13 protein-coding genes and 1 pseudogene are annotated in these 18,632 nt (G+C 62.5%); 9 read left to right on the forward strand and 5 right to left on the reverse strand.

Annotated features, from left to right (window positions below; genetic code table 11):
• Positions 1 to 183 precede the first annotated feature (183 nt).
• A complete protein-coding gene (locus tag QQM37_RS06590) occupies positions 184 to 903 on the reverse strand; it encodes an integrase catalytic domain-containing protein (protein ID WP_285725816.1) in 720 nt (239 codons plus the stop codon).
• Positions 795 to 1,385 (reverse strand): hypothetical protein, encoded by a 591-nt coding sequence (locus QQM37_RS06595; RefSeq protein WP_285725817.1) that lies wholly within the window; start codon positions 1,383 to 1,385, stop codon positions 795 to 797. Before QQM37_RS06595 ends, QQM37_RS06590 begins: the two co-directional genes overlap by 109 nt.
• 287 nt (positions 1,386 to 1,672) lie before the next feature.
• On the opposite strand from QQM37_RS06595, the gene rpoB reads away from it, so the two are divergent.
• From rpoB to QQM37_RS06610, 3 genes are all read left to right on the forward strand, one after another.
• Positions 1,673 to 5,188, forward strand: coding sequence for a DNA-directed RNA polymerase subunit beta (gene rpoB / locus QQM37_RS06600; RefSeq protein WP_285725818.1), 3,516 nt, complete (start codon positions 1,673 to 1,675; stop codon positions 5,186 to 5,188).
• Positions 5,189 to 5,465: 277 nt separating this feature from the next.
• Positions 5,466 to 9,365 (forward strand): DNA-directed RNA polymerase subunit beta', encoded by a 3,900-nt coding sequence (locus tag QQM37_RS06605; RefSeq protein WP_285725819.1) that lies wholly within the window; start codon positions 5,466 to 5,468, stop codon positions 9,363 to 9,365.
• A 213-nt stretch (positions 9,366 to 9,578) separates the two neighbouring features.
• A complete protein-coding gene (locus QQM37_RS06610) occupies positions 9,579 to 10,844 on the forward strand; it encodes a hypothetical protein (protein ID WP_285725820.1) in 1,266 nt (421 codons plus the stop codon).
• 10 nt (positions 10,845 to 10,854) lie between these two features.
• On the opposite strand, the gene QQM37_RS06615 is transcribed toward QQM37_RS06610, so the two are convergent.
• From QQM37_RS06615 to QQM37_RS06625, 3 genes and pseudogenes are all read right to left on the reverse strand, one after another.
• Positions 10,855 to 11,526, reverse strand: coding sequence for a phosphonatase-like hydrolase (locus tag QQM37_RS06615; protein ID WP_285725821.1), 672 nt, complete (start codon positions 11,524 to 11,526; stop codon positions 10,855 to 10,857).
• Positions 11,523 to 12,041: a GntR family transcriptional regulator gene (locus QQM37_RS06620; protein WP_285725976.1), complete on the reverse strand. Its 519-nt coding sequence runs from the start codon at positions 12,039 to 12,041 to the stop codon at positions 11,523 to 11,525. Before QQM37_RS06620 ends, QQM37_RS06615 begins: the two co-directional genes overlap by 4 nt.
• A 57-nt stretch (positions 12,042 to 12,098) precedes the next feature.
• Positions 12,099 to 12,281: pseudogene (locus QQM37_RS06625) on the reverse strand (GntR family transcriptional regulator); the annotation flags it as partial.
• A 100-nt stretch (positions 12,282 to 12,381) separates the two neighbouring features.
• Between QQM37_RS06625 and QQM37_RS06630 the strand changes: the two are divergent.
• The 6 genes from QQM37_RS06630 (at position 12,382) to QQM37_RS06655 (ending at position 18,564) form a co-directional block, all read left to right on the forward strand.
• Positions 12,382 to 13,569 (forward strand): TIGR03364 family FAD-dependent oxidoreductase, encoded by a 1,188-nt coding sequence (locus QQM37_RS06630; protein WP_285725822.1) that lies wholly within the window; start codon positions 12,382 to 12,384, stop codon positions 13,567 to 13,569.
• Between the two features lie 344 nt (positions 13,570 to 13,913).
• The gene (rpsL, locus tag QQM37_RS06635; protein WP_285725824.1) at positions 13,914 to 14,288 is read left to right on the forward strand and encodes a 30S ribosomal protein S12; all 375 of its coding nucleotides are present in this window, start codon (positions 13,914 to 13,916) and stop codon (positions 14,286 to 14,288) included.
• A gap of 1 nt (position 14,289) precedes the next feature.
• The gene (rpsG, locus tag QQM37_RS06640) at positions 14,290 to 14,760 is read left to right on the forward strand and encodes a 30S ribosomal protein S7 (RefSeq protein ID WP_285725825.1); all 471 of its coding nucleotides are present in this window, start codon (positions 14,290 to 14,292) and stop codon (positions 14,758 to 14,760) included.
• 122 nt (positions 14,761 to 14,882) lie between these two features.
• Positions 14,883 to 16,997 carry an elongation factor G gene (gene fusA, locus QQM37_RS06645; protein WP_285725826.1) on the forward strand — a complete coding sequence of 705 codons (2,115 nt, stop codon included), beginning with the start codon at positions 14,883 to 14,885 and terminating at the stop codon, positions 16,995 to 16,997.
• Between the two features lie 133 nt (positions 16,998 to 17,130).
• Positions 17,131 to 18,321 carry an elongation factor Tu gene (gene tuf / locus QQM37_RS06650; RefSeq protein ID WP_285725827.1) on the forward strand — a complete coding sequence of 397 codons (1,191 nt, stop codon included), beginning with the start codon at positions 17,131 to 17,133 and terminating at the stop codon, positions 18,319 to 18,321.
• 117 nt (positions 18,322 to 18,438) lie between these two features.
• On the forward strand, positions 18,439 to 18,564 hold the full coding sequence (locus QQM37_RS06655) for a hypothetical protein (RefSeq protein ID WP_285725828.1): 126 nt from the start codon (positions 18,439 to 18,441) through the stop codon (positions 18,562 to 18,564).
• The last annotated feature ends 68 nt before the right edge of the window (positions 18,565 to 18,632 follow it).

The raw sequence follows: 18,632 nt of genomic DNA on the forward strand, positions 1-18,632 counted from the left end.
TGGCCGCGTAGCTGAGTTAGGCCTGCCGCTCGGCATGCACGCTCAACCCAGCGAACCGCTCTGGCGGCGCCTGGCCGAGGTCTCTGGAGGGACCGGGTCTACTGGGGGTTTCGGATCGTTCCAACGCATCATGTTCTTCACCAGGCCCGACTCGAAAGCCTCGGGATCCCCTGAAGAATCATGTCAAGATGCCCGGCTGGGTTGTTTCGTGGAATCATTTGGTTTTGCCCGGATAGCAGGTTGGGGTTTCGGGCCTTGTTTGGCGGTGGCCAGGGTTTGCAGTTCGGCGCAGAGGGCCTGGATCTGACGCTGGATCGCGGCCGGATTCAAGGGTTTGTTCTCCCGCCTTAGCCGGGTCTTGACTTCCCGGGCGACGGTGCCGGTGTCGGCCAGGACGCGCTGGAACGGGGTCGCGGGCCGGTCGTATGTTTTGCTGACCTTGGCGCCGGTCCGGACTTTGCCAACGAGTTTCTGCTGTGGTGCGAAGTGGTTGGTCAGCAGCCGTTGGAGAGCCCAGATACGGTTCAGGAGCTCCAGCTCGGCGGGGGTGTCGTAGCGGTGGTAGCCGACGGTCTGGCGGATGATGTGCCAGTTCTTTTGCTCCGCGTGGGCGCCGTCGTTCTTGTTCCCGGACCGGGACCTGGTGAAGGTCAGGTTTTCCTGCTCGCACCAGCGGAACAGTTCCCAGTTGATGAACTCGCTCCCGTTGTCCGAGTCGATGCCCAGGATCGGGAACGGGAACTTCGTGGTGGCCTCTTTGATGGCGGCGAATACCCATTTCTGGGCTTTGTTTTTCACCGAGACGGTCTCGGTCCAGCCGGTCGCGATGTCGGTGATGTCGAGGGTGAAGCAGAACTCTCCCTTGGAATTCCCGCCTTCGTGGCCGACGAGGTCGATCTCCACGAATCCGGGCCGGGTGCGGCACCGTCGTCCGGGGTCACGCCGTCCGGGGTTCCCGGTTCCTGCGGAGCCGGTTCATAGTGCAGCCAGCTCCCGGTCTTGCGGTCGTCGCGCCGCGTTCGCATCACGATGACGGCGCAGATCGTGATCGTCCCGGCCGTGACGGATCCGAGAGTGAGGGTCGTCTGCCGGTTCTGGCGAGCCGAGTCGCAGGCTTGCGCGAGCGAGGCCTCTGCCGTCGCCGTCATCTGGCTCGTGATGTCGGTATCGCTGTAGCCGACGGCCTTCAGCCAGTCCTTGATCAGCAGGGCGCCCTCGCTGTTGGAGGCATAGAGCAGGCCGACGTCGCCGTCAGCTGTAGGCCCGAGGGGGGAGCAGGCGAACGTTGCCTGGGTGGTGTTCACTTTCACCGGTACGGGTGACAGCCACAGCCAGCCGAGCACAACGACCGCTACGATGACGAACATTCCGGTAGTCCAACGCATGGAATAACACCCTACCGGACGGCTGTTCCCGGCAGGAGGCGGATTTCTGCGATGGAAGACCCGGCCAGGTCCTTGCACCATCGCTGCATGGGGCGTACTCTGATGGGCTGGACATGTTTGCGTCTATGGGTTATGCTGAAAGTTCGCGTCTTCTCTGTGTACCTTTAGCCTTCATATAGCGGTGGGCTCGCCATGCTCCGGATTCACTCCGGACAGCTGGTTGAGGTGGTCCGGTTCCCGGCAACAGAGGGGCGTAGCAAGCCTGATGGTCTGTGGAAGGATCCCTCTTGGTCGCCTCAAGCGCCTCTCATAATCAAACCGCTAGCAACTCCGGATTCAGCACAGATGGTGCTACCCGGCGTGTCTCATTCGCTAAGATTCACGAACCTCTCGATGTTCCGAATCTGCTCGCCCTCCAGACCGAGAGCTTTGACTGGCTCGTCGGCAACGAGCGGTGGCAGGAACGGATGCACAAGGCCGTCGATGCTGGGGACGAAAGCGTCGCCACCACTTCGGGCCTCTCCGACATCTTTGAGGAAATCTCCCCGATCGAGGATTTCCAGGGCACCATGTCCCTGAGTTTCTCCGATCCGGAGTTCGCGGACCCGAAGTACACCGTGGCCGAATGCAAGGATCGCGATGCGACCTTCTCGGCTCCGCTGTACGTCAAGGCCGAGTTCATGAACAACAACACGGGCGAAATCAAGCAGCAGACCGTGTTCATGGGTGACTTCCCGCTGATGACGGACAAGGGCACCTTCGTGATCAACGGCACGGAGCGCGTCGTCGTCTCCCAGTTGGTCCGTTCGCCCGGTGCTTACTTCGAGCGCACCGCAGACAAGACCAGTGACAAGGACATCTTCACGGCGAAGATCATTCCGTCCCGTGGTGCCTGGTTCGAGCTCGAGATCGACAAGCGCGATCAGGTGGGCGTGCGTCTTGACCGTAAGCGTAAGCAGTCGGTCACGGTGCTGCTCAAGGCTCTCGGCTGGACCGAAGGCCGGATCCTGGAAGAGTTCGGCGAGTTCGATTCGATCCGCGCCACGCTGGACAAGGATGGCACCGCCACTCGCGAGGATGCCTTGCTGGATATCTACCGCAAGCTCCGTCCGGGCGAGCCGCCGACCGTTGAGGCCGCGCAGACGCTGCTTGACAATCTCTACTTCAACCCGAAGCGCTACGATCTGGCCAAGGTTGGCCGTTACAAGATCAACCGCAAGCTCGGCATCGACAAGTCTCTGGCTGCGCCGGACGCCTCGGTTCTGGACATCGATGACATCGTCGCGATGATCAAGTTCCTGGTCACCCTGCACGCTGGTGGCAAGACGCTCACCGGTAAGCGCGATGGCAAGGACGTCGAGATCCGCGTTGAGGTCGACGACATCGACCACTTTGGCAACCGTCGTATCCGCGCCGTGGGCGAGCTCATCGAGAACCAGGTCCGCACGGGCCTGTCCCGGATGGAGCGCGTTGTCCGTGAGCGGATGACCACGCAGGACGTCGAGGCGATCACCCCGCAGACCCTGATCAACATCCGCCCCGTGGTGGCAGCGATCAAGGAGTTCTTCGGAACCTCTCAGCTGTCCCAGTTTATGGACCAGAACAACCCGCTGGCCGGTCTGACGCACAAGCGTCGTCTCTCCGCGCTGGGCCCGGGTGGTCTCTCCCGTGACCGAGCCGGCATGGAAGTCCGTGACGTCCACCCGTCCCACTACGGCCGTATGTGCCCCATCGAAACCCCTGAAGGCCCGAACATCGGTCTGATCGGTTCGCTGGCTTCCTACGGTCGGATCAATCCCTTCGGCTTCATCGAGACCCCGTACCGCAAGGTGTCCAAGGGTCACGTCTCTGATGACGTCGATTACCTGACCGCTGATGACGAGGTCGAGGTGGTGATCGCTCAGGCGAACGCACCGCTGGATGCGAACAACAACTTCGTCGAAGACATGGTCCTGGTCCGTCAGCGTGGCGGCGGTGGCGAGCCCGTTCTGATCCCGGCCGACGAGGTCGAGTACATGGACGTGTCCCCGCGCCAGATGGTGTCGGTGGCCACCGCCCTGATCCCGTTCCTTGAGCACGATGACGCCAACCGCGCACTCATGGGTGCGAACATGCAGCGTCAGGCTGTGCCGCTGGTCCGTTCCGAGGCCCCCGTGGTGGGCACCGGTATGGAGCGCGCGGCCGCTGTGGACGCGGGCGACGTCGTCATTGCCAAGAAGGCCGGTGTGGTCACCGAGGTCTCGGCTGATCTGGTCATCATGCTCAACGATGACGGCACGGAAACCAGCTACCGCATCGCCAAGTTCAACCGCTCCAACCAGGGCAACTCCTACAACCAGCGTGTGCTGGTCTCCGAGGGCGCACGTCTGGAGGTCGGCGGCATCATCGCTGACGGCCCGGCAACGGATCAGGGTGAACTCGCCCTGGGCAAGAACCTCCTCGTGGCGTTCATGTCCTGGGAAGGCCACAACTTCGAGGATGCGATCATTCTCTCGCAGCGCCTGGTGTCGGAGGACGTGCTGTCCTCCATCCACATCGAGGAGCACGAGATCGACGCCCGTGACACCAAGCTCGGTGCCGAGGAGATCACCCGGGACATCCCGAACGTCTCCGAGGAGATTCTGGCTGGCCTGGACGAGCGCGGTATCATCCACATCGGTGCCGAGGTCGACACGGGAGACATCCTGGTCGGCAAGGTCACCCCGAAGGGTGAGACCGAGCTGACTCCGGAAGAGCGCCTGTTGCGGGCCATCTTCGGTGAGAAGTCCCGTGAAGTCCGTGACACCTCACTCAAGGTGCCCCACGGCGAGTCCGGCACCGTGATCGGCGTTCGGGTCTTTGACCGGGACTCCGATGACGAGTTGGCTCCCGGTGTGAACCAGCTGGTCCGCATCTACGTTGCTGCCAAGCGCAAGATCACCGACGGTGACAAGCTGGCAGGTCGTCACGGTAACAAGGGTGTCATCTCCAAGATTCTGCCGATCGAGGATATGCCCTTCCTGGCGGACGGTACCCCGGTTGACGTGGTGCTGAACCCGCTGGGTGTGCCTGGTCGTATGAACGTCGGCCAGGTGCTGGAGACGCACCTTGGCTGGGTTGCCAAGACCGGTTGGAAGATCGAGGGCGAGCCTGAGTGGGTCAAGAACCTGCCGAACATGCCCCGTGAGACCGGCCCCAACCAGACCGTTGCCACCCCGGTGTTCGACGGCGCCCGCGAAGAGGAAATCGCTGGTCTGCTGAACTCCACCAATGTGACGCGTGACGGACAGCGACTCATCGACGCCTCGGGTAAGACCCAGTTGTTCGATGGCCGCTCGGGGGAGCCGTTCCCGGATCCGATCTCCGTGGGCTACATGTACATCCTGAAGCTCCACCACCTGGTGGACGACAAGATCCACGCCCGTTCCACGGGCCCCTACTCCATGATCACCCAGCAGCCGCTGGGCGGTAAGGCCCAGTTCGGTGGCCAGCGCTTCGGTGAAATGGAAGTGTGGGCGCTGGAAGCCTACGGCGCCGCGTACACCCTGCAGGAACTGCTGACCATCAAGTCGGATGACATTCACGGTCGCGTGAAGGTCTACGAGGCGATCGTCAAGGGTGAGAACATCCCGGAGCCGGGCATCCCCGAATCCTTCAAGGTGCTTATCAAGGAAATGCAGTCGCTGTGCCTGAACGTCGAGGTCCTCTCGACTGACGGCACCACGATTGAAATGCGTGACTCGGATGAAGAAGTCTTCCGAGCCGCGGAAGAACTCGGCATCGACCTCTCCAGGTCCGAGCCGAACTCCGTCGAAGAAGTGTAAACCCCTCGTATCCTTCGGGAATCTCCTCGGCGCCTGCTTCGCTTGACGGCGCTGACGGAGATTCACCGAAAGGATACGAGGACCGTGGTGGGCAAAGAGAGCAGCGCCAAGGGTGGGGCAGGAAAGTTTCTACGTGGCGGCGGAGCCGACACGAAAGAAACTGCCCCAACCGCAAGCGAAGCAGGCGCCTAGGGCTTGGCTTTCCTCCGCACTCGCAGCACACCAGACACACAGACTCGTAAGACTTCAGATTTTCACGACAGAGAGACAGGACCCTATGTCCAGCGAATCTACCTTCGGACTCATGCAGATCGGCCTGGCTACCGCGGAAGACATCCGTGAGTGGTCGTACGGCGAGGTCAAGAAGCCCGAAACCATCAACTACCGCACCCTCAAGCCCGAGAAGGACGGCCTCTTCTGCGAGAAGATCTTCGGCCCGTCCCGGGACTGGGAGTGCTACTGCGGTAAGTACAAGCGCGTCCGCTTCAAGGGCATCATCTGTGAGCGTTGTGGCGTTGAAGTCACCCGTGCCAAGGTGCGTCGCGAGCGGATGGGCCACATTGAGCTGGCCGCACCCGTCACCCACATCTGGTACTTCAAGGGTGTGCCCTCCCGCCTGGGCTACCTGCTGGACCTGGCGCCGAAGGACCTTGAGAAGGTCATCTACTTCGCCGCTTACATGATCACCAGCGTGGATGAGGAAGGCCGCCACGCGGACCTGCCGAATCTGCAGGCTGAGCACGATCTGGAGAAAAAGCAGCTCGTGGACACCCGCGACGCTGATATTGCCGCGATTGCCCGCGACCTCGAAGGTGAGCTGGTCAAGCTCGAGGGTGAGGGCGCCAAGGCTGCCGAGAAGAAGAAGGCCCGCGACTCCGCCGACCGTCAGATGGCCAACGTGCGTAAGCGCGCTGATGCCGACGTCGAGCGCCTGGAGCAGGTCTGGGACCGTTTCAAGAACCTCAAGGTCGCTGACCTGGAAGGTGACGAGGCGCTCTACCGCGAACTGCGTGACCGCTACGGTCTCTACTTCGAGGGCTCGATGGGCGCCGAGGCGATCAAGAAGCGCCTCGAGACCTTCGACATGGAGGCCGAGTCCGAGCTGCTGCGCGACATCATTCAGAACGGTAAGGGCCAGCGCAAGACGCGTGCCCTGAAGCGCCTGAAGGTTGTCAACGCGTTCCTGACCACCAACAACAGCCCGCTGGGCATGGTCCTGGACGCCGTCCCGGTCATCCCGCCGGAACTGCGCCCGATGGTTCAGCTCGACGGCGGCCGCTTCGCGACCTCCGACCTGAATGATCTCTACCGCCGTGTGATCAACCGCAACAACCGCCTCAAGCGCCTGCTTGATCTGGGTGCTCCGGAGATCATCGTCAACAACGAGAAGCGCATGCTTCAGGAAGCTGTTGACAGCCTCTTCGACAACGGCCGTCGTGGCCGTCCGGTCACCGGTCCAGGTAACCGTCCGCTGAAGTCGCTCAGTGACATGCTCAAGGGCAAGCAGGGTCGTTTCCGTCAGAACCTGCTCGGTAAGCGCGTTGACTACTCGGGCCGTTCGGTCATCGTTGTCGGCCCGCAGCTGAAGCTGCACCAGTGTGGTCTGCCCAAGCAGATGGCTCTGGAGCTCTTCAAGCCGTTCGTGATGAAGCGCCTGGTTGACCTCAACCATGCACAGAACATCAAGAGCGCCAAGCGCATGGTCGAGCGTTACCGCCCGCAGGTCTGGGATGTGCTGGAAGAGATCATCACCGAACACCCGGTGCTGCTCAACCGTGCACCAACCCTGCACCGCCTTGGCATCCAGGCCTTCGAGCCCCAGCTGGTGGAGGGCAAAGCCATCCAGCTGCACCCGTTGGTCTGTGGCGCGTTCAACGCTGACTTCGACGGGGATCAGATGGCAGTTCACCTGCCGCTGAGCCCCGAGGCCCAGGCGGAGGCGCGCATCCTGATGCTCTCCTCGAACAACATCCTCAAGCCCTCGGATGGCCGTCCGGTCGCCCTGCCCTCGCAGGATATGATCATCGGTCTGTTCCACCTCACTACCAAGCGTGAAGGCGCTGTCGGTGAGGGGCGCGTGTTCGTCTCGCCTGCTGAGGCGATCATGGCTCACGATGCCGGTGTTCTGCACCTCAACGCGAAGGTCAAGATCCGTCTGGACAACTTCGTGCCATACGCGGGATGGGAAGCTCCGGAAGGCTGGGAGCCCGGTCAGCCCACGATCGTGGAGACCTCGCTGGGTCAGGTGCTCTTCAACGACACCCTGCCTGCCGACTACCCCTGGGTTGAGGCTGTTGCAGACAAGGGCCAGCTCTCCGCCATCGTGAACGATCTGGCTGAGCGTTACCCCAAAGTGGTTGTGGCCGCGACGCTGGACAACCTCAAGGATGCCGGTTTCTACTGGGCGACCCGTTCGGGCGTCACGGTGGCGATCTCCGACATCGAGGTTCCGGCCAGCAAGCCGGAGATCCTGGCTGGATACGAGGCCAAGGCCGCCAAGGTGCAGTCCCAGTTCGAGAAGGGTCTGATCGCTGATGACGAGCGTCGTCAGGAACTGATCGACATCTGGAACCAGGCGACCAATGATGTGGCTGATGCGATGCGGAAGAGCTTCGCGCCGACCAACACCATCAACCGCATGGTCTCCTCCGGTGCTCGTGGTAACTGGATGCAGGTTCGTCAGATTGCCGGTATCCGTGGTCTGGTGGCCAACCCGAAGGGTGAGATCATCCCTCGCCCGATCAAGTCCTCCTACCGTGAGGGCCTGTCGGTGTTGGAGTACTTCATCGCGACCCACGGTGCCCGTAAGGGTCTGGCCGATACCGCTCTGCGTACCGCCAACTCGGGTTACCTGACCCGTCGTCTGGTGGATGTCTCGCAGGACGTCATCGTCCGTGAAGAGGACTGTGGCACCGAGCGTGGCCTGACTCTGCCGATCGCCGTCACGGATGCGACCGGCGAGATCGTGCTGCACGAAGAGGTCGAGAACTCCGTCTACGCCCGGACGCTCGCCACCGAGGTGCGCGACGCCAAGGGCAAGGTGCTGGCCGAGGCCGGTGCCGACGTCGGCGACGTGCTGATCGCGGAGCTCTTCGCGGCCGGCATCGAGGAGATCAAGGTCCGCTCCGTACTCACCTGTGAGTCCGCGGTGGGAACCTGTGCTCTGTGCTACGGCCGTTCGCTGGCTACGGGTAAGACCGTGGACATCGGCGAGGCTGTCGGCATCATCGCCGCGCAGTCGATCGGTGAGCCCGGTACTCAGCTGACCATGCGTACCTTCCACACCGGTGGTGCTGTGTCCGCCAGCCGTGGCGAGGACATCACCCAGGGTCTGCCCCGTATCCAGGAGCTCTTCGAGGCGCGTACCCCCAAGGGTGTTGCGCCGATCGCGGAGGCAGCTGGCAGGATCAGCATCGAGGAGACCGAGCGTCAGCTCCGCCTCGTGCTGACCCCGGACGACGGCAGCGAAGAGATCGCCTACCCGGTACTGCGCCGTGCGCGGTTGCTGGTGGCTGACGGTGAGCACGTCGAGGTCGGGCAGAAGCTCGTCGTCGGCGCGGTCGATCCGAAGCAGGTACTGCGTGTGCTCGGCCCGCGTGCCGCACAGAAGCACCTGGTGGAGGAAGTCCAGTCGGTGTACCGCAGCCAGGGTGTGGGCATTCACGACAAGCACGTGGAGGTCATCGTCCGTCAGATGCTCCGTCGCGTGACCGTGATCGAGTCCGGCGATTCCGACCTGCTGCCCGGCGAGCTCGCCGAGCGCGGTCGCTTCGAGTCGGAGAACCGCCGCGTGGTGTCTGAGGGCAAGAAGCCGGCCTCTGGCCGTAACGAGCTCATGGGTATCACCAAGGCCTCACTGGCGACCGAATCCTGGCTCTCCGCGGCCTCCTTCCAGGAGACCACCCGGGTACTCACCCAGGCGGCCATGGAAGGCAAGAGCGATCCGTTGCTCGGCCTGAAGGAGAACGTGATCATCGGCAAGCTGATCCCGGCCGGCACCGGTCTGCCGCGCTACACCGACATTACGGTGGAGCCGACGGAAGAGGCCAAGGCCAATCTGTTCACGGCGTCGAGCGCGTTCAGCGATTTCGATTACGCGGCAGTGGGCGGCGACCTGTCACCCGAGTTCCACGCCATCCCGCTGGATGACTACGATCTGGGCAGCGACTTCCGCTGACGATTGACGTACTGACGCCAGAGGCGCTCTCCTTTCCTGGAGGGCGCCTCTGGCGTTTAACCGGCCGTGTGTCGGTGCTCAGTGTCCAGTTGCGCACTGACCGAGATGATGTCGTGATCCAGTGGCCCTCGTCACCTTCGATTGTTTCTCCGTATGATTGTGCAAAGCCTGTTGAGTGTGTCTGATCGAGCCCAGAAGGAACGGAGAGTTGCCGTGAGTCAGGAATTCCCACCGCCCCCGAACCCCGGCGCTGCACCAGTTCCGCCTCGCCCGGGGTATTCGCCGTCCGGGCCGCGCGGTGGTGGATTTCAGGCCCCGGCCGGATACCCACCTCCCTCACAGCAGCCTCCGGTCTCCCCAGCGCCCGCCTATGCTCCTTACGCTTCACAGGGCTATCCGCAGCAGGTTCCGCCGCAGCAGGTTCCGCCGCAGCAGCGCAAGAGCCGCAAGGGGTTGCTGATCGGGTTGGGTAGTGGTGTGCTGGCGCTGATCCTGATCGTGGTTGGATGTGGACTCTGGTATGCGAACGCCAGCTCCAGTCATGCCCCCGAGAACCAGGTCAAAGCATTTCTGGACAAGTTGGTTGCCGGCCAGGTGGAAGAGGCCCTGGCGCTGAGCTCCACTGACCTGACCGATGCGGACAAAACACTGATCAATAACAAGGTCTACGGTTCGCTCAGCAACCGGGTGTCCTCCTACACGCTCGGAAAGACGACGGTCTCCAATGGCAAGGCCACGGTCCCGGCCACGCTGTCGACGGGCTCGTCAGACATCCCCGTCGACTTCACGCTGCATGCCTCAGGTAAGGATATTGTGGTGGACACCTGGACCCTGGAACCGGTGGCCCTGCCCAGCCTGACGGTGAACTTCACTGCCCCAGCCAGCATCGCGCCGACTGTTGCCGGGGTCGCCATCAAGCCTCAGGTGGTGGCCGCGGCCGGAGCAGTTCCTGCCTCGCTGAAAAGCATCACTCTGAAGGCGCTGCCGGGGACCTACCCGGTCAAGGTCGCCACCCAGGACGCAGCCTTCACCGTTGCCGACGTCTCCGTGACGGTGGATTCCTTCGCCGGGAAAGGGCCTGCAACCGCCACGCTGAAGGCTGTGCTGACCGATGCCGGGAAGAAGGCCATCACTGACGCCGTCGGGGCGTATGAGGACGGCTGCGCTGCCAAGGGCAGCCTGGTGCTGACCGGCTGCCCGTTTTCCGGCAACACCACGGACCCAATCCTCAAATACACCATCAGCGACGCAAAGTGGGTGATCAACTCCCGGCCCACCGTGCAGGTGGCGGAGTGGACCAACTCCGGCGGTTGGCTGGTGCTGAGCACCACCTCCGGCTCAGCCAGTTGGAGTGCCAAGCTGGACAGTGCCACTCAGACCGGCACCGGTTCCCTGGATAACCGAAGCTTCATGGTCTTCGGCAAGGTCACCGAGATCAAGGATGGTAAAGCCAACTTCACCCCGGATGTGACGGGCTGAGGAGCCTGACTCAGCCAAAGAGCGGCAGTCCGGGCAGCTCCGCCGCGCTGGCCAGCACATAATCAGGGCCGATGCCGGCAAAGTCCTCGGCGCTCAGTCCTCCGGTGAGTACGCCCACGGATCGGACGCCCGCCCGCTGCGCGGAGAGCACATCCACCAGGGTGTCTCCGCTGGAGATGACCTGCTTGACGTCCTGCACACCCGTGGCTTCCATTGCGTGGTGGATCAGGTAGGGCGCGGGCCGGCCTGCGCTGACCTCGTCGCTGGTCACCGCGGCATCGAACTGCTCACCCTGCTTCCAGCCCAGGGAGGCCAGCAGCGGCCAGGCGACCGCCTGATCAAAGCCGGTGGTCAGTGCGATCGCCACCCCTCTCCCGCGAAGCGTGCGCAGAGCCGCCTCGACTCCGGGAAGACTCACCGGGGGTTGCTCGCGGTAGAACCGTGCCAACAGGGTGCGGAAGCGATCAAAGGCTGCCAACACTGACTGCTCGGTCGCTTCCACGCCACCCAGCGGCATAAGCGCACGGATGGCGCTGACCTTATCAGTGCCCATCCACCGCTGGAGGTCGGTCTGCGCCACGGTGGCCCCGGCCTGCTCAACGGCTTCGCGCAGAGCGCGATAGACCAGTCCGTGGTCATTGATCGTGGTCCCGGCCATATCGAAGACGGCGAGCTGAATCATGATTCTCCTCCGGGGTGAGTGTCGATGCGGGCCAGTGGCGTCCGGTTGGGCAGCGTGTTGTCGATGGTGAAGCTGGCCAGCTCGGGCCGGTACTTGTCCTCGCCGTACTCCAGCCGCACCCCCGCATCGTTGAAACTGATCCGGCGCTCCCGCAACAGGGGAGCGCCCTGCTCCACGGTGAGGTGTTCGGCATCGAAGGCGTCCGCAGCCACCGCATCGATGAAGTGACGCGCGCTGCTGAGCACCACGCCGTGATCCTGAAGATAGCGGTAGGTCGAACCGGAGTCAGTGTCGAAGGAGAACAGCAGGCTTCCTACCTCGGCCAGATAGTGGGAGTGCTCCAGCATGGCTGGTTCGCCGTCGAGCAGGCGCAGGCGACGGATCGAGACGACCGGATCCGTTGGCGCGATGTCGAGCTGTTCGGCAACATAGTCTCCTGCCGGGTGACGAGAGATTTCCAGGGTCTGCTGCCCGGGCGCCCGTCCGATGTTTTCCGTCCACTGGGTAAAGGACATGAAAGTGGCGAAGGACTGTGACGGCACCGGCCCCCTTACCAGAGGGGACCGGCCCCGGCCTCCAGTGATCATGCCATTCTGACGCAAGGTGGCGAGGGCTTGCCGGACGGGCCCCCGTGAGACGGAAAACTCGTCACATAACTGAGCTTCGGAGGGGACATGGCAGCCTTCTGGCCAGGCTCCGGAGCGTATTCGGTCACGGAATTCGTTGCTGAGCCGCTCGTGCAGAGGAACAGACATGGCTTCACTCCATCACACGGATATGAACAATCGGCAAACTTGTCTATACAAGGCCTCGTTCGGCTTGAATCTGCCGCTCGGCGACCGGCATTCTGAAGCTATGGTTCTCCCCTCCAGCCTGCCTGCCTCCTCAGCGTCATCGGGCGACCCCCTGAGCACCCTCCTGGCCGAGGTTGACCTGCTGGTGGTCGGTGCTGGCATCGTCGGCCTGGCTCATGCCTTTGAAGCACACCATCGAGGGTTGCGGGTGGCCGTCGTCGATCGTGACTACCGGCCTACGGGCGCGTCGATTCGAAACTTCGGGCACTGCTGCATCACGGCTCAGAGCGGCGAACTGCTGGAACTGGCGATGGCGGGTCGAAGTTCCTGGTTGGCGGCCAGCGCAGCCGCCGGGTTCTTCTCGGCGGAGTCCGGAGCGCTTGCTGTGGCGCGCAGCCGCATCGAGCTGCAGGTGCTGGAGGAGTTGAGCACCGCGCGCGATGCCGGCCAGGTCCAGTTGCGTACTGCAGCCGAGGTCCGTGAGGCGCTCAGTGGCGGGCAGGCGGAGATCCTCGGTGGTGCCTGGCTGCGCGACGATCTACGAGTGGATCCGCGTGAGGCAGCACCGTCCCTGGCGGCCTGGTTGGCGGGGGAGGGAGTGCAGTTCTTCTGGAATACCTCATACCTACCGACCGCCATGTCGGGTGATTCCCTCCGGGTCCAGACCAGCAGGGGTGCCATCCGTGCCGAACAGACGATCGTTTGTGCGGGGCATGATCTGGATCAGCTGTACCCCTTGCTGGCGGCCGATCACGAGATCCGCCGCTGCGCCCTGCAGATGGCCAGGGTTCAGGTTCCTGCGGGGCTGCGGGTTCACCCGGCGGTACTCAGTGGAACCTCCATGCTGCGCTACCCGGCTTTTACCGAGCAGCCTGCGGCCGCCCGGTTGCGCGCCGAGATCGCCGCCCTGGACCCCGCGGTGGTGGAGATCGATGCGAATATCATGTTCACCCAGCGACCCGATGGCACGCTGCTGGTGGGGGACTCCCATCTGATGGATCTCGCTCAGGAGCCCTTCCTTTCGGAGGACACGTCGAGGGTGTTGCTGGACCGGGTGGCGAGGCTGCTCGGTGGCATCCCGTTCCGGGTTCTGGAACGCTGGCAGGGTATCTATGCGGCGAGTCCGCAGCACCCCTATCTGGTCGCAGCCCTGGATGAGCGCAGGACGGCGGTCAGCGTGACGAGCGGCGTCGGTATGACCATCTCCTTCGGTCTGGCCCGGAAGGTCCTGCGGGGGCTGGGCATCTGAAGGGGTCGGGAGCAGCGGGGCCAGCCGTGCGTATGGCGCCAGCGGCATAAAGGATCCGATCCGTGTGGTAATCTGGACGTAATTGTTTGATGGCAGAGGATCCCGTTCCGCGTTGCACGCAGCTTGTGCAACAAATGCCACCTTTTTGCATGCCTAGGGACTTTGGACTTCCCTCGTTTGCCCTCATCAGCCCAGCGCGGTTGATGTCGTGGTGAATGTGAACCGAAATGGGCTGCAGGACGAGTAAACACTGCTTCTCCCCAGCCTCAGAGCTTTTGAGCGGGGTGTGGGGCAGAACGACGAGACCCGGGCGCTTCGGGTCACGGAAAGACGGAGAAGTATCAGTGCCAACTATTAATCAGCTGGTCCGGAAGGGCCGCTCGCCCAAGGTCGCCAAGACCAAGGCTCCCGCGTTGAAGAGCAATCCGATGCGCCGTGGGGTGTGCACCCGTGTGTACACCACCACCCCGAAGAAGCCGAACTCGGCTCTGCGTAAGGTCGCCCGTGTGCGTATCGCCGGCGGTATCGAGGTCACCGCGTACATCCCCGGTGTGGGCCACAACCTGCAGGAACACTCCATCGTGCTGGTGCGCGGTGGTCGTGTGAAGGATCTCCCCGGCGTTCGCTACAAGATCGTCCGCGGCGCTCTTGACACCCAGGGTGTGAAGAACCGCAAGCAGGCTCGCAGCAAGTACGGCGCGAAGATGGAGAAGAAGTAACATGCCCCGCAAAGGTCCGGCCCCGAAGCGGCCGCTCGTCGTTGATCCGGTTTACGGGTCCCCGCTGGTCACCCAGCTGATCAACAAGATCCTGCTCGATGGCAAGAAGTCCACGGCTGAACGCATTGTCTACGGCGCACTGGAAGGTGCCCGCGAGAAGAGCGGTGGCGATCCTGTGGCTGCGCTCAAGAAGGCCATGGATAACATCAAGCCGAGCCTCGAGGTGAAGTCCCGCCGCGTCGGTGGCGCCACCTACCAGGTGCCGGTTGAGGTCAAGCCCGGTCGCGCCACGGCGCTCGCTCTGCGCTGGCTCGTCGGCTACTCGAAGGCCCGCCGCGAGAAGACCATGACCGAGCGTCTGCGCAATGAGATCCTGGATGCCTCCAACGGTCTCGGTGCCGCGGTGAAGCGCCGCGAAGACACGCACAAGATGGCCGAAGCCAACCGCGCCTTCGCACACTACCGCTGGTAGTCCATCTCGATTGGTGGGACCGACTCGTCTCCTGAGGGAACGAGTCGGCTCCGGCAATCGGTCTCCGGCCAACAGCCGGAAGGCCTTCCCCACAGCTCAACACCTTGAATTAGGGAGACACCGTGGCACAGGACGTGCTTACCGACCTCACCAAGGTCCGCAATATCGGCATCATGGCCCACATCGATGCCGGTAAGACCACTACTACCGAGCGCATCCTTTTCTACACGGGTGTGAATCACAAGATCGGCGAAACCCACGACGGCGCGTCGACGACCGACTGGATGGAACAGGAAAAGGAACGCGGCATCACGATCACCTCTGCCGCGGTGACCTCTTTCTGGAACGGTAACCAGATCAACATCATCGACACCCCCGGTCACGTGGACTTCACCGTTGAGGTGGAACGTTCGCTGCGCGTGCTCGACGGCGCCGTTGCTGTCTTTGACGGCAAAGAAGGCGTGGAGCCGCAGTCGGAGACCGTGTGGCGTCAGGCCGATAAGTACGATGTTCCCCGTATCTGCTTCGTCAACAAGATGGACAAGCTGGGCGCGGACTTCTACTTCACGGTGGACACCATCATCAACCGACTGGGTGCCAAGCCCCTGGTGATCCAGCTCCCCATCGGTGCCGAGAACGACTTCGTCGGCGTCGTCGATCTGCTCGAGATGCGCGCACTGGTCTGGCCTGGCGATGCCAAGGGCGATGTGACCATGGGTGCAAAGTACGAAGTTCAGGAAATCCCCGCCGACATGGTGGAGAAGGCCAACGAGTACCGTGCAGCTCTCGTCGAGACGGTTGCCGAGTCCTCTGAAGAACTCATGGAGAAATACCTTGAGGGCGAAGAGCTGACTCTGGCCGAGATCAAGGCCGGCATCCGCAAGATGACGATCGCCTCGGAGGTCTACCCGATCCTCTGCGGTTCAGCCTTCAAGAACCGCGGCGTGCAGCCCATGCTCGATGCCGTGGTCGATTTCCTGCCGTCCCCGCTGGATGTTCCTCCGATGATCGGTCACGATCCGAAGGACTCCGAGGTCGAGATGACCCGTAAGCCCAGTGTGGAGGAGCCCTTCTCCGCTCTGGCGTTCAAGGTCGCCACGCACCCGTTCTTCGGCCAGCTGGTCTTCATCCGCGTGTACTCCGGCCAGATCGAGTCGGGAACCCAGGTGATCAACTCGACCAAGGGCAAGAAGGAGCGCATTGGCAAGCTCTTCCAGATGCATGCCAATAAGGAGAACCCGGTGGAGGAAGCACTCGCCGGCCACATCTACGCTGCCATCGGCCTGAAGGACACCACCACCGGTGACACCCTGGCTGACATCGCCAAGCCGATCGTGCTCGAGTCGATGAGCTTCCCTGAGCCCGTCATCTCGGTCGCCATCGAGCCCAAGACGAAGGGTGACCAGGAGAAGCTCTCTACGGCCATCCAGAAGCTCTCCGCTGAGGACCCGACCTTCCAGGTCAACCTCGACGAGGACACCGGCCAGACCATCATTGCCGGTATGGGCGAGCTCCACCTGGACATCCTGGTGGATCGCATGCGTCGCGAGTTCCGTGTCGAAGCCAATGTGGGCAAGCCCCAGGTTGCTTACCGCGAGACGATCCGCCGCAAGGTGGATAAGCACGACTACACGCACAAGAAGCAGACCGGTGGATCCGGCCAGTTCGCGAAGGTTCAGATCGCGATCGAGCCCTTCACCTCTGAAGATGGTGTGCTGTACGAATTCGAGAACAAGGTCACTGGTGGCCGCGTTCCGCGTGAGTACATCCCCAGCGTGGACCAGGGCATCCAAAGCGCGCTCACCGATGGTGTGCTCGCCGGGTACCCCGTGGTCGGCATCAAGGCAACGCTGCTTGACGGCGCTTACCACGATGTTGACTCCTCCGAAATGGCCTTCAAGATTGCCGGTCGCATGGCGTTCAAGGAAGCCGCTCGGAAGGCAGATCCGGTTCTGCTCGAACCTCTGATGGAGGTGGAGGTCCGCACGCCCGAGGAGTACATGGGGGATGTGATCGGTGACCTCAACTCCCGTCGTGGACAGATGCAGTCCATGGAGGACGCCAGTGGCGTCAAGGTCATCCGGGCCTTGGTTCCGCTGTCCGGAATGTTCGGGTACATCGGTGACCTGCGGTCGAAGACCCAGGGCCGCGCCGTGTACTCCATGCAGTTCGACAGCTACGCGGAGGTCCCGAAGGCTGTGGCCGACGAGATCATCCAGAAAGCGCGCGGCGAGTAAAGTCCACTCTCTGAGTGGGCCTTGCGGCCAGTAATTTCAACAAAATCAATGACCACCAGTAGACTTGCTAAGGTTTCAGCGACGACAAGCGTCCTGAGAGGAAGTCAACTGAAAAACGTTCTAGGAGGAACCCGTGGCGAAGGCAAAGTTCGAGCGGACTAAGCCGCACGTTAACATCGGTACCATTGGTCACGTCGACCATGGAAAAACCACGTTGACGGCAGCCATTTCCAAGGTGCTGTACGACAAGTACCCGGATCTCAACGAGCAGCGCGATTTCGCGTCGATTGACTCGGCTCCCGAGGAGCGCCAGCGCGGTATCACGATCAATATCTCCCACGTGGAGTACCAGACGGAGAAGCGTCACTACGCTCACGTCGACGCGCCGGGTCACGCTGACTACATCAAGAACATGATCACCGGTGCGGCTCAGATGGACGGTGCAATCCTCGTGGTTGCCGCCACTGACGGCCCGATGGCTCAGACCCGCGAGCACGTTCTGCTGGCCCGCCAGGTGGGCGTTCCCTACCTGCTGGTTGCGCTGAACAAGTCCGACATGGTTGAGGACGAGGAACTCCTTGACCTGGTGGAGATGGAAGTTCGTGAACTTCTGTCCTCGCAGGGCTTCGACGGTGACGACGCTCCCGTGGTTCGCGTTTCCGGCCTGAAGGCTCTGGAAGGCGATCCCGAGTGGGTCAAGTCCGTTGAGGACCTGATGGAAGCTGTCGACAACTCGGTTCCGGACCCGGTTCGTGACCGCGACAAGCCCTTCCTGATGCCGATCGAGGACGTCTTCACGATCACCGGTCGTGGCACCGTGGTGACCGGTCGCGCCGAGCGTGGCACCCTCGCCATCAACTCCGAGGTCGAGATCGTCGGCATCCGCCCGATCCAGAAGACCACGGTCACCGGTATCGAGATGTTCCACAAGCAGCTCGACGAAGCCTGGGCTGGCGAGAACTGTGGTCTGCTGCTCCGTGGCCTCAAGCGCGACGATGTCGAGCGTGGCCAGGTTGTGGTGAAGCCGGGTTCGATCACCCCGCACACCGACTTCGAGGCCAACGTCTACATCCTGTCCAAGGATGAAGGCGGCCGTCACAACCCGTTCTACTCGAACTACCGTCCGCAGTTCTACTTCCGCACCACGGACGTCACCGGCGTCATCACGCTGCCCGAAGGCACCGAGATGGTCATGCCTGGCGACAACACCGAGATGACGGTCGCGCTGATCCAGCCGATCGCTATGGAAGAGGGCCTCGGCTTCGCTATCCGCGAAGGCGGCCGCACCGTTGGTTCAGGTCGTGTGACCAAGATCCTGAAGTAGTTCTCAGAACTCCTTCGCAGGAACCCCGTCCTTCTGGACGGGGTTCCTGTCGTTTAACCACTGACCTGAGCCCTTGATACAGTGGAGGAAATTCCCGGCTTCCCTTCAGGAGTGACCATGACCTGGCTAATCGTGTTGATCGTGGTGGTGGTTCTGGTGGGCGTCGTCTTCGGGCTGAGGAAGACCTTCGGTCGGGAGATTGACCGTTACCAGCAGATTCGCCGCGCCAACCGCGGGGAGTAGCCCACACCTCCCAGCCTCCCTGGGCGGTACAACTAGGTGGCAATAGTTGCTCAAAAACAGCGGATTTT

The sequence above is a fragment of the Psychromicrobium xiongbiense genome (assembly GCF_030271165.1).
GTDB lineage: Bacteria > Actinomycetota > Actinomycetes > Actinomycetales > Micrococcaceae > Renibacterium > Renibacterium xiongbiense.